Annotated in this window: 12 protein-coding genes; 6 read left to right on the top strand and 6 right to left on the bottom strand. The window is 43.8% G+C overall.

Annotated elements, in window-relative coordinates:
* A partial coding sequence (locus RMO55_RS16560) for a dihydroxy-acid dehydratase (RefSeq protein WP_310428255.1) occupies positions 1 to 426 on the top strand: 426 nt, incomplete at its 5' end.
* Between the two features lie 103 nt (positions 427 to 529).
* Positions 530 to 1069 carry a DUF456 family protein gene (locus tag RMO55_RS16555; RefSeq protein ID WP_310428253.1) on the top strand — a complete coding sequence of 180 codons (540 nt, stop codon included), beginning with the start codon at positions 530 to 532 and terminating at the stop codon, positions 1067 to 1069.
* 155 nt (positions 1070 to 1224) lie between these two features.
* Here RMO55_RS16555 and bioF read toward each other — a convergent pair whose 3' ends face one another.
* Positions 1225 to 2397 carry an 8-amino-7-oxononanoate synthase gene (bioF, locus tag RMO55_RS16550; RefSeq protein WP_310428252.1) on the bottom strand — a complete coding sequence of 391 codons (1173 nt, stop codon included), beginning with the start codon at positions 2395 to 2397 and terminating at the stop codon, positions 1225 to 1227.
* A 97-nt stretch (positions 2398 to 2494) separates the two neighbouring features.
* Here bioF and psb28 point away from each other — a divergent pair, with 97 nt between their 5' ends.
* Positions 2495 to 2833, top strand: a complete 339-nt coding sequence (psb28, locus tag RMO55_RS16545) for a photosystem II reaction center protein Psb28 (RefSeq protein WP_310428251.1) — start codon at positions 2495 to 2497, stop codon at positions 2831 to 2833.
* 16 nt (positions 2834 to 2849) lie between these two features.
* Positions 2850 to 3371, top strand: coding sequence for a MogA/MoaB family molybdenum cofactor biosynthesis protein (locus tag RMO55_RS16540; RefSeq protein WP_310428250.1), 522 nt, complete (start codon positions 2850 to 2852; stop codon positions 3369 to 3371).
* 131 nt (positions 3372 to 3502) lie between these two features.
* On the opposite strand, the gene RMO55_RS16535 is transcribed toward RMO55_RS16540, so the two are convergent.
* The 3 genes from RMO55_RS16535 to RMO55_RS16525 form a co-directional block, all read right to left on the bottom strand.
* A complete protein-coding gene (locus RMO55_RS16535; protein WP_310428249.1) occupies positions 3503 to 4744 on the bottom strand; it encodes a glycoside hydrolase family 10 protein in 1242 nt (413 codons plus the stop codon).
* A 42-nt stretch (positions 4745 to 4786) separates the two neighbouring features.
* On the bottom strand, positions 4787 to 5443 hold the full coding sequence (locus tag RMO55_RS16530) for a class I SAM-dependent methyltransferase (protein WP_310428244.1): 657 nt from the start codon (positions 5441 to 5443) through the stop codon (positions 4787 to 4789).
* A 151-nt stretch (positions 5444 to 5594) separates the two neighbouring features.
* Positions 5595 to 7220, bottom strand: a complete 1626-nt coding sequence (locus tag RMO55_RS16525; protein ID WP_310428241.1) for a pentapeptide repeat-containing protein — start codon at positions 7218 to 7220, stop codon at positions 5595 to 5597.
* A gap of 231 nt (positions 7221 to 7451) precedes the next feature.
* On the opposite strand from RMO55_RS16525, the gene recN reads away from it, so the two are divergent.
* Positions 7452 to 9206, top strand: a complete 1755-nt coding sequence (gene recN, locus RMO55_RS16520) for a DNA repair protein RecN (protein ID WP_310428238.1) — start codon at positions 7452 to 7454, stop codon at positions 9204 to 9206.
* Positions 9207 to 9277: 71 nt separating this feature from the next.
* The gene (locus tag RMO55_RS16515; protein WP_310428235.1) at positions 9278 to 9949 is read left to right on the top strand and encodes a hypothetical protein; all 672 of its coding nucleotides are present in this window, start codon (positions 9278 to 9280) and stop codon (positions 9947 to 9949) included.
* Positions 9950 to 9995: 46 nt separating this feature from the next.
* On the opposite strand, the gene RMO55_RS16510 is transcribed toward RMO55_RS16515, so the two are convergent.
* Positions 9996 to 10925: a bestrophin family ion channel gene (locus tag RMO55_RS16510; RefSeq protein ID WP_310428232.1), complete on the bottom strand. Its 930-nt coding sequence runs from the start codon at positions 10923 to 10925 to the stop codon at positions 9996 to 9998.
* Positions 10922 to 11660: dicarboxylate/amino acid:cation symporter (locus tag RMO55_RS16505; RefSeq protein WP_310428230.1), on the bottom strand; the 739-nt coding region annotated here is incomplete at its 5' end. The genes RMO55_RS16510 and RMO55_RS16505, both read right to left, overlap by 4 nt.

Here is an 11660-nt window from a genome sequence, read left to right as displayed (position 1 = left end):
CTCTCAGGGAAAATCCAAGCAGGAGATATCCTAGTGATCCGCTATGAAGGCCCCAAAGGTGGCCCAGGGATGCGAGAAATGCTCGCGCCTACTTCCGCAATTATCGGTGCTGGTTTGGGCGATACCGTCGGTTTAATTACTGATGGACGTTTTTCTGGTGGTACCTATGGTATGGTAGTCGGACACGTCGCCCCAGAAGCTTACGTGGGCGGGACGATCGCCCTAGTCAATGAAGGCGATAGTATCACGATCGATGCTCCTCAACGGCTATTACAGTTAAATGTCTCCGAGGCAGAACTAGCAACCCGTCGCGCCAACTGGCAAGCCCCCGCACCCCGTTATAAAACTGGGATACTGGGTAAATACGCCAAGTTGGTTTCTTCCAGTAGTTTAGGTGCCGTAACAGATATGGATTTATTTGAATAGTGGATGGTCAATGGTGGATAGTCAATAGTGAATGACTGTTGAGACAAAAAATTAATCCTTTCCCCTTCCCCCACACCCCCACACCCTCACACCCCCACACCCCTTGACAACCACAACACTAATTTATATCGCCTTACTCCTCACTACCTTAGTCGGAGTAATTGGGGCCGTAGTGCCAGTAGTGCCTGGACCTAGCTTGATATTGGGCGCGTCGATAGTTGCGGGATTCCTGTTTGATTGGGATAAAGTTACTATCACCTTGATAGCTTCTAGTGTTGTCTTGGTGATGTGTTTTGCGATCGAGCAGTTCTCGGGCATCTGGGGCGCGCAAAAAGCTGGAGCTAGCCATTGGGGTCAAATTGGCTCGATTGTCGGTCTATTCCTCGGATTCTTTGGGCTGCTGCCCGCTCTACCTTTGGGTGGCCCCCTGGTGGGGATGTTTTTTGGGCCATTTATTGGTGCTGTCGTCGGCGAACTGCTCTACCCACGCGAGGTACCGATGGGGGAGCGATTTAATATCTCTTTCAAAGCTGGAATTGGGATCGTCTTGGGTTCAGTAATTGGGTTAATTCTTCAAGGTTTATTATCCCTGTTTGCCGCGATCGTCTTTGCCGTAACTACTTGGCATTTGGGGCTAGGGTGAGGAGATTTTGGATTTTGGATTAAAAAGTCCCCAGTTTTCTACCTAATACTAAATGGCATAAACTAAGCAACCATTTATGAATCCCAGATCCCCGATTCCCCCTTCTTTCAAGAATAGTACTTTTATTTACGCCGCTCAGTACTAGTCCCTAAACCTTATCCCCAAATTGTCTCAATTGCATCAACTAATTGTTCTAATTGAGATCGTTGATGTGTTGCCATTAGCGATAGTCTAATTCTGCTTGTGGGTACTGTTGGCGGACGGATAGCTGGGGCGAAGATGCCTGCTTGTTTGAGTTTGTTACCCATTGTTAACGCAGTTTGGGCATCGGGTAATTCGAGACAGATAATTGGTGATGCTGAGGGAATTAGAGGGAGATCTGGCAATCGATCGATAAATAGTTGTTTTAGATCTGCCACATTTGCCCATAGTTGTTGCTGGAGTTGGGGTGTGGTAGAAATTATCTCGATCGAAGTGAGTGCCGCCGCAGTATCGGCGGGGGATAATCCGGTGGTATAAATCCAACTCGCACAGCGATTTTTGAGAAAGTTGATGAGACTGAAACTTCCGGCAACATAGCCGCCTAAACTACCGATTGCTTTACTCAGAGTACCTATTTCAACTAATGGTTTCCCACCACAATTGTAGTGTTCGACCACACCTGCGCCTGTCGTTCCAAAAATACCTGTGGCATGGGCTTCGTCTAGTAATAGCATTGCAGCATACTCGATCGATAGAACCAGAATGTCTGGGAGAGGACAAATATCTCCATCCATGCTAAAAACGGTATCGGTAATAATCAGACAGCGACGATAACTGGTTCGATGTACCTGTAACTGTTGGCGCAGATCGTCAACATCGCCATGCTTGTATTCAATTACTGTCGCACCGCTCAACAATGCGCCATTTTTAAGACTAGAATGATTCGATCGATCGCTCAGGATTAGGTCTCTCTTGCTCGCCAGAGCCGCAATTGTCCCCAAATTGGCTAAGTAACCCGAACTAAATACTAAGGCGGCTTCAGTGCCCTTTAAACGGGCGATCGCCTGTTCGAGATCTTCATGTAGCTGCTTGTGCCCGCTTGTCAACCGCGAACCTGTCGATCCCGTCCCAAATTGGTGCGTCGCCGCCATCGCCGCGCGAATTACGCGATCGTCACCAGCCAAACCCAGATAATCATTACTACCAAAATTTAGCAATTTTCTTCCGTCGATCGCCACCTCCGTACCTGGTAAACTGGCAATTACTTGGGTCGATCGATACCAATTTGCTCGCTCGATCGTCTCCAGAGATCGATCGATCCAATCATAGGGATTTAATTCAACCAAATTCTTAACTCTCAGTAGGGGTAAGTGGTGAGGGGAGGGAAATTAATCCCCTGATGTTTGTTAATATTATGTGAAATAACATTAAGCAAATTTACTTATGGCACAAATTCAGTTTTCTGTAGGCATCACCGAACCCGTAGTTCCTGATGTTCGACTCACTAAATCTCGCACTGGTGAACAGTCTACCGCATCATTTTACTTTGATAAACCCGCGATTCTCGGTAATGATGTCACGGAAGAGGTAACTGGGATGTATATGCTCGACGAAGAAGGCGAGATCGTCACCCGTGAAGTCAAAGCCAAGTTTATCAATGGTAAACCCGCCGCCTTGGAAGTAATGTACATCATGAATTCTACGGCAGAGTGGGATCGGTTCATGCGATTCATGGAACGTTATTCGGCGGCAAATGGGTTAGGATTTCAAAAAGCTGAATAATTTAGTTAATTAGTCGATGCTCGATCGTCATTCCCAACCCCATCAAGATCTCATCCCTGTTATCATCAATTGTGCGGTAATCACTGTCAGTGATACCCGTACACCTGCGACAGATAGCAGTGGTGAATTAATCCAAGCAGTACTCAAAGCTGCGGGGCACACAATTGGCAGATATCGAATTATTCCTGATGAACCAACTCTAATTGGTGCAGAATTAGAAGCTATTGTTGGTATTGTGCCAGTAATTCAAGCGATCGTCTTCAATGGTGGTACGGGGATTTCACCCCGCGATACCACCTATGATGTAATCGCCAATGCCCTGACTAAAACCTTGCCTGGATTTGGTGAGATTTTCCGCTTCCTCAGCTACCAAGATATCGGCTCCCGTGCCATCGCTTCCCGTGCCATTGCAGGTACTTATCAACACACGATTGTCTTTTCCCTCCCTGGCTCCAAAGGTGCTGTACAGCTAGGGATGGAAAAACTCATTCTCCCCGAACTCATTCACCTAGTCACACAAATAGGAACTAATAATTAATTAGATGTTGCTGAATTGATGTATGATTCACCATTTTTGCAACAACAGTCATCCTGCTCCCCGCTCCCCCCTCTCTTCTCTATTTTTTCATACCTGAATTCAGCAACGCCATTAATTAAAATACGATTTTACTATCGAATTACACTGGGTCGATCGACAGATTTTGCAAAAACTTGTTTAAATCCATCCTTGCGAGCTAGTTCTGGCTCCTTGGTTAATTTCCAGAGCGTTTCATAGAAAAAGAAAGATACACCTGCTAAACCTTGTTTGCGAACTTCGGCAATTTGGGTTTGAATTTGCTTCATCGGGATGGGTTTTGGTTTGACACCAGTTAAAATACCAATCCCGACGGGGATATGTTGGCTGGCTAGTTTTACTTCTGGTTTTTTAAGTTCGCCAATAAATGTCTCTAATTTATCTCGATAGACTTGAATTAGTAATTCTTCCACTAAACCTTGGCGTTCCCATTTTGCCCAGTCTTGAAGAAAGAAGCTTTTGGCGAATCCTTGAGGATTAGGTGAGATTGAGACGATCGATTTTGGATTTGCAGTTTTAATAGCAGTAAATAAATCGTGCATTAAATCTGTAATTTTGTCAGCACGCCAGTTAATCCATTCCTCATTCTTCGGATCGTTTGGTGGTAGCTTACCTTGGTGTTCGCTTTTATATAAATCGACGGTGAATTTATCGTATCCAAATTCGGCAGGTAACCCAAAGTGATCGTCGAATTGAATTCCATCGACATCATATTTTTTTACTACTTCGACGACTAAATCGATGATGAATTTTTTAACTTCAGGTTTGAAAGGATTGAGCCAAACGCGCGGATCTTTACCTTCTTTCCAAATCGTGCCACCATCTTGTTTTTGAGTCAACCAATCGGGATGAAGTTTAGCTAAATCTGATCCAGCAGGATCTGTCGTCGCAGGTGCCATAAACCCAAACTCAAACCAGGGAATCACAGCCATTTTTTGTTTGTGACCTTTAATTACCATTTCTTGGAGCACATCGCGCCCTTCCAATCCTTCGGCTTTACTCAGCGTTCTATTAATTAATAATCCTGCCGATTTTTTGGGCATAAAACTACTACCAACTATCTTCTTAGCAACCTTACTCGGATAAGTTGTATAGCCCCAATTCCACACTACTGGATAGATGGTATTAAAATTTAATTTACGTAGATCTTTAATTGCCGTTGCCAGTCGATCGCGTGTAAATAGAACATCACTATCAACATTTGTAATCCATACTCCTCGAATTTCTCTGACTGGTTTATTTGGTAAAGATTGAGAGAAAGAGACTGCTGGAATAGTTAAGGACAATATCAGTCCAATGATGATAAGTAGTCCAAACCAAAATTTACGATTTAACATTTCGAGTGTTCGTAGTAGATTGCAATAATCCTGCTTGATAATTTATGTTTTCTGGCGATCGATCGTCCAATGTAGATCGGAAGATTGAGTTAATTTTACGTTAGGTAATTCGACTCGATCGATCGCGTCCTGAACTTCTGCTAGTGTCAGTGCTGCTTTGAGTGAATCGTGGAATAACTGCTGTTGGTGCTGATCGTAGTTCTCACCTATGTTCTCAACCAAATTGTTAACGGTTACATCATTTTCTGGTCTGATCAGATCGCGAATTAGTATTGCTCCACCCAGTTTAACCAATCGTTTTACCTCTGCAAAAAAAGATAATGGATCTGGTAGATGGTGAACTAAACTATTAGAAATTAGCATATCAAAATCTAGATCTGGATATGGCGTCCTTTTAGAATCTACGCATTCTAATCTAATTCGTTGATTTAATCCAGCCTCCTCTATATTCCTGCGACCGATAATCAACATCGATTGTGCCAAATCTACCCCAGTAATTAAATATTGAGGTTGTTTCTGACACATTAGAATGGGAATTCGCGCCGTTCCCGTACCCATATCCAAAACTTTGACTGCATTGGGATCTAAGGCGATCGCATCTGCTGCAAACACTGTATTTACGACCCCAAAATCCATTCCATCATACGCAGTTGCTTCCAACCACGTATCCATTACTTCCGGCTCTAGAATTCTGTCCATCGATATTTTTACTGTGACAGGTTAAAGTATAAAGACAATTCATAAATTGTCCCCACATTTTACCTCATTTAGCCCCCAGAGCCACACAGATTAGCAATATTTACAAATCAAATACGACTAACTAAATAGTTCACTTTCAACTTTCCACTTATTAAGGATGAATCGAACCATTAGGCATTTTTGCACCTGTGAAAATTACACCATCCAACTTAGCACCTGTCAAAGGTACACCTGTGAGATTGGCATAAGACATATCTGCATTACTTAAATCTGCACCTGTGAGATTGGCATTGGTCAGATCGGCTTGCTGAAACTCAGCAAATTTGAGATCCGCCCTCGCTAAATTGACATTTTTCAAAGAAGATCCTTTCAACTTAGCATAAACTAGTTTCGCATCACGTAAATCCGCTCCTGCCAAATTTGTACCGATGAGTTTAGCACCATAAAAAGCAGCTTGATGGAGAGTTGCCTTACTCAAATTAGCCCCGCTTAAATCGGCATCGCGAAAAATTGCTAGAGTTAAATTTGCTCCTGAAAAATTAGTCCCAATGAAACTAGATTGAGGGACATTCAATCCAGTTAGTTCTGCTTTGGCAAAACTCTGACGATCGAGACTACAGCTAGCACATCTTTTTTCCTTAACTAACCTACCTCGATCGGATGCCTCAAATTCAGCTTTTTCAGCGATCGATTGATTTTTAGCGATTTGAGCCGGACTGAGTTCTTCGCTAGCTGGGAAAAAAAACTGAATGGCGAGTAAACACAAACCAAGCAATACACTAATGGCAATTGTCCAGCGAATCCATTTTATTTTTGGCGTTGATTCTGCAAAATCGAATTCTATGTCTACCGGAACGTGTTTTGGAAATGACTTAGTTTTGTGATGGGGCACTCGTTGCTGGGCTGTATCGCCAAAACTATCTGGATTAATAAACCTTTGATAGCGGTTGGGTTCGATCATTGTTTCCAGCCACATAATCATTTTTGGATCGGTATTAGCAGGTAATAAATGTTTGAATTGAGGACGATAATTGTTATCTAACAGGCTTTGTGCTCGTCCGGTAGATGTGCCAGTGAGCAGACAAATTAGCGATATTCCTAGGCTATAAATATCAGAAGTTGGAGTCAGCTCTAAATTAAATAATTGTTCTGGGGGAATAAATCCTGGGGTACCCGTGCTAGCATCACCTTGGGGGTGTAGTCCAAAATCGATTAAGTATATTGCCAATTCCGTTTCCGTATTGACAATAATGTTCTCTGGTTTGATATTCTGGTGAATGACAACAGGTGCTAATTGATGGAGATATTTAAGAATCTTTAATACGGCATCGGCAACCAGTTTAATATCCGACGCTGGAAGCGTGCCCAGTTCTGCAAGCGAGACACCCGACTGATATTCTCGCACGACACAAAATCCGGTTGGCGTGGAGAAGGATGTCAGGTAACGGGGAATACTAGGAAGATCGAGTTGTTGTAAACGTTCGATTTCTGGTAAATAATTAGCGTAATCTAAGGATGGTGTCTGACTTTCGCTGAGTTTTGACTTTTCCAAGTCTGGTATTCGCCACTCTTTAATTACCACTAATCGGTGCTCTTTTTCAGAGGTTCTACCAACATGTTGGAGATCTCTAGCCAGATAAGTAATTCTACCGAGATCCTTACACTGGGACAATCGCTCGGATACTTGATAACCATAGATTGTCAGGTCAGGTAAATCATTACCACTGACTCGATGAACTGATTCATTACCAGGTGAAGAATTGTCTGGCTCATTCATGGGGATCGAGATTTGAACTACAGAGCTTTCTCCACTTTAGTTCATTAATTATCGATTCGGCTTCCATCATCCGGCGTAAATTAGTCAATAGTGAATAGTGGATAGGGTAAAGGGTAAAGGGTAAAGGGTAAAGGGTAAAAGAAAAGAACAATCCCCCACACCCCAACTCCCCAACTCCCCAACTCCCACTCTCCCCCACTCCCCAACTCCCACTCTCCCCCACTCCCCCAAATGCTACTCTCTCTCCGCATTCACAACTTCACCCTCATTGATGAGTTAGAACTAGAATTTGGGGCGGGTTTAAATGTTTTGACTGGGGAGACAGGGGCAGGGAAATCGATCGTTCTCGACGCGATCGATCTAGTATTAGGTGGCAAAGCTACGCCGCGAATGATTCGGACAGGAACGGAGAAAGCCACGATCGAGGGTACTTTCGATCTTACCGATCGAGTGAGACAATGGTCGATAGCTCGCGAGTTCGATGTCGCCGATGATATCCTGATTTGCAGTCGAGAATTGAGTTTTAGTGGTCCTAATCTGCGATCGAGAATGCGCGTCAATGGGGCGATTTGCAATCGCCAACTCGGTCAAGAATTACGCGAACTCTTGATTGAGATTACCGCCCAAGGGCAAACAGTTCAACTCACCAATACCACCCACCAACGAGAATTACTCGATTTGTATGGAGGTACAATCCTTATCCAACACCGAGAAAGTATTGCGGCGGCATATACTGCTTACCAACAAGCCGATCGAATGTGGCTCGATCGCCAACAAAACGAACAGCAACGATTACAGCGACTTGACCTACTCGAATATCAAGCGCGAGAACTAGCCGAAGTCAACCTAACAACACCCGACGAACTCATCGATCTCGAAACCGAACGCCAACGCCTGAGCCATGTCGTCGATCTCCAGCAACAGAGCTACGCCGTTTACCAATTACTCTATCAAAATGATACAGGCGGGTCGATCGCCGTTGCCGATCTGTTGGGCAAAGCCGAATCTACCCTGATCGATATGGTTGATATCGACTCCAGCCTCCAATCTACCCTCGATCTCGTCAGCCTCGCCCTCGCTCAAGTCACTGAAGCTGGACGCGAAATCAATTATTATGGAGACGCACTCGAAGCCGATCCCGATCGATTAGTCGAAATTGAAGAACGGATTCGCACTCTCAAGCTAATTTGCCGCAAATATGGCCCTAGTCTGACGGACGCGATCGACCATCAACTTTCTATCCAAACCGAATTAACCCAGCTTACAGGGGCGGGAGTATCCCTCGAGGAGCTATTACAGCAAGCCACCGATCTCCAAACGAAACTAGTTAAAGCCTGCCAAAAATTAACCACCCTCCGTCAACAAGCTGCGATCGATCTCGAACAGCACCTAATCTGCGAACTTAAACCCCTGGCGATGGATAAAGTCCAATTTCAAGTCGAAATTGTGCCCCAAACGCCAACTTCTATTGGTGCAGATAGCATCACCTTCTATTTTAGTCCCAACCCTGGCGAACCGCTCCAACCCTTAGCCGCCACAGCTTCTGGTGGGGAAATGAGCCGCTTTCTGCTCGCGCTCAAAGCTTGCTTCTCTCATCATGGTGGTGTAGGTACGCTAATCTTCGATGAAATCGATGCGGGCGTGTCGGGGAAAGTAGCTCAATCGATCGCGAGTAAACTCCACCACCTGAGTCAATCTCAGCAGGTTCTCTGCGTCACGCACCAGCCGCTAATTGCGGCAATGGCCGATCGACATTTTCGGGTGGTAAAGGAAACAATCGATCGAGACACGACAAAAAATGGTAATGCTAAAGCCATCGAACGCACGATCGTCCGAATTGAAGAACTCCACTCCCAACAACAACGCCGCGATGAAATCGCTCAAATTGCTGGCGGACAATCAGCTCAAGAAGCGATCTCTTTTGCTACGTCTTTGTTATCGCAGGCAAAAACAAGAAAAAAAGCAGTTAAACAGAGTCGAAAATAGTCTTTTTTAGTACTGCTTTTATATCTCCCCTATTTCCGATCCTTTACCCCCTAACTTTCGCAAGAAGTCTAATGTCCGAAATCGATGAATTAGCCCAAAAGTGGCAGCCAGCTTGGACAGAGGTATCGATCGATCCTCCAAGCGACTTGCTGCACAAACAACAAAAAACCGATCGAGTTTTTCAGATGCTCGTTACTGCTTATAGCAAACCCGATCGCCACTATCACAATCTCGCTCATATCCATCATCTACTAACTATTTTGGATCGTTTTAACCCAGACCGACTTCGAGATCCGATGGCGGTCTTTTTAGCAATCTGGTTTCACGATTTTGTGTACGAGTCGCGAGCGGGAGATAATGAAATCCAAAGTGCTAAAGCTGCTAAAAAATTATTGACAAATCTGGGTGTCTCGATCGATCTTATTTTGGATGTAGAGCAACTAATTTTGGCAACACAAGGACATCAAGTCAGTACTGAAGATTTCGATCGGTGTGTTTTTTTAGATGCAGATCTGGCGATTCTCGGTGCAGATCCAGATAAATATCAAACTTATGCTCGATCGATTCGTTGTGAGTATAGTTGGGTTCCAGATTCTGCATATCGAGCTGGACGCATTCGAGTTTTAGAGAGCTTTTTACAACGCGACAGACTCTATTATACAGATCTACTATTCACCGAATTAGAATCACAAGCTCGACTCAATCTGGAGCAAGAAATATCTGTTTTGGAAGTAGATGTGTGAATGGATAGTGCGCTTGCGAACCTCGACACCCGAATCTCCCGAATCCCTAATTCAGTTGTTCCCCCAAATCTCCCCCGTATATACCCGACCGACGATAATGGGGTTCGATGCTAATTAGATCGTCGATATTTCGACTAATAGTGTTGCAAATATTATCGAGAGGTAAATCGTTAGGATCGGTACCAAAAGGATTTTCAATTTCAACCCCAATCGCTTCAATCCCAAATAATGTAAAACTAACTAAAGCGACTACAGGTGCCGTCCACCACCTAAGTTCGTCAACAACTTGAAAAGGTAATAATAAACAATAGATTAATAATAATTGTTTGAGATGAATTACATAAGCCAACGGTATTGGTGTCCTTAGAATTCGTTCGCAAGCACCCAGCATATCGACCAAGATATTTAAAATACTTTGCAACTCATTCATCTGATACAAACTAATTTGTCCCTGCTCGTGTTTTGCCTGAAGATAATCACTAATCCAGAATACAATTTCTAATGGTGGATTACTCATCGTCTGAAGTTTAGCAAATTGAATCGGGGAGACAAGTTCGGCTAATCGATCGTCAACAGGTTGCGATCTCAGATGTAATTTAGTAGCAATAGAAAACGCCACTAATAACTTTAAAATTTGCTCCTTCTCCTGTCGATGCATTGGTTCTATCTCAATAATGGCGACCCAGATTAATCGCGATAAATTACGAACATTATTGACGATCGAACCCCAAGCTTTTCGTCCTTCCCAAAATCTTTCATAAGCGGTATTTGTCCGAAACACCAGTAGTAAACCCAGTACGATACTCGGAATAATTCCACCTAATGCTTTTGCACCAACAGGTATTTTATAAAAAGATAAAACTGATATAAATAGCCCAAAAGCTCCACACCATAAAACTTGATTGAGAATGTTGGGAATTACCGAACCTTCGACTCTCAAGGCAACTTTAAACCAGTTTGTTTGCTCTAAACTCATAATTCTTCAATTTGGGCTGCAACAATTGTCTCAGATTGGGGTTGTCGGTGTTTGCCATCAATTACCGCACTCACTGTCATATCACCCATGACATTAATCGCGGTGCGACATCGATCGAGAAACCAGTCTACCGTAATTAGGATCGCAATATACTCGGTTGGTAAACCCACAGAGGTAAAAACCAACGTCATTGTCACTAAACCAGCCTCTGGTATCCCCGCAGCCCCCACAGATGCCACAATCGAAGTCAACATCACCATCAACTGTTGTACCAGCGACAAATTTTGCCCTAATATCTGAGAGATAAACAGTGCTGACATCGCCTCATATAGGGCGGTACCATCGTTATTAAAATTACTCCCCACCAATGCACCGAGGGAAGCCGAAGATTCACGCAAGCCGACTTTATTGATCAATGACTCAAAGGTAATCGGCATCGTCGCTGTTGATGAAGCCGTAGAAAAAGCCGTAATTAATGCATCTGAACCGCCTTGAAGAAATCTTTTGGGCGATACCCAAGAGCCGAGTTTAACTCTAGTTAGATAGTAAGCAGCTTGCAGCAATAGTGCAACAATGACAGCCAATACAAATGAACCTAATGCTTTAAACGGCGCAAATCCTTGGAGGGCAATTGTTTTAGAAACAATCCCAAATACAGCAATCGGCACTAAAGCAATTACCCAATGTAAAATATTAATTACTGCTTCAAATAATACCCCAATTATCTGCTCGATC

The sequence above is a fragment of the Chamaesiphon sp. VAR_48_metabat_135_sub genome, assembly GCF_031418915.1.
Taxonomy (GTDB): Bacteria; Cyanobacteriota; Cyanobacteriia; order Cyanobacteriales; family Chamaesiphonaceae; genus Chamaesiphon.
This window is presented reverse-complemented; position numbering and strand designations above follow the sequence as displayed.

Bases quoted from the DNA above. Each gene is read 5' to 3' on its own strand.
- psb28 (WP_310428251.1), top strand. From the start codon at position 2,495: ATGGCACAAATTCAGTTTTCTGTAGGCATCACCGAACCCGTAGTTCCT.
- RMO55_RS16540 (WP_310428250.1), top strand. From the start codon at position 2,850: ATGCTCGATCGTCATTCCCAACCCCATCAAGATCTCATCCCTGTTATC.
- RMO55_RS16535 (WP_310428249.1), bottom strand. From the start codon at position 4,744: ATGTTAAATCGTAAATTTTGGTTTGGACTACTTATCATCATTGGACTG.
- RMO55_RS16530 (WP_310428244.1), bottom strand. From the start codon at position 5,443: ATGGACAGAATTCTAGAGCCGGAAGTAATGGATACGTGGTTGGAAGCA.
- RMO55_RS16525 (WP_310428241.1), bottom strand. From the start codon at position 7,220: ATGAATGAGCCAGACAATTCTTCACCTGGTAATGAATCAGTTCATCGA.
- recN (WP_310428238.1), top strand. From the start codon at position 7,452: ATGCTACTCTCTCTCCGCATTCACAACTTCACCCTCATTGATGAGTTA.
- RMO55_RS16515 (WP_310428235.1), top strand. From the start codon at position 9,278: ATGTCCGAAATCGATGAATTAGCCCAAAAGTGGCAGCCAGCTTGGACA.
- RMO55_RS16510 (WP_310428232.1), bottom strand. From the start codon at position 10,925: ATGAGTTTAGAGCAAACAAACTGGTTTAAAGTTGCCTTGAGAGTCGAA.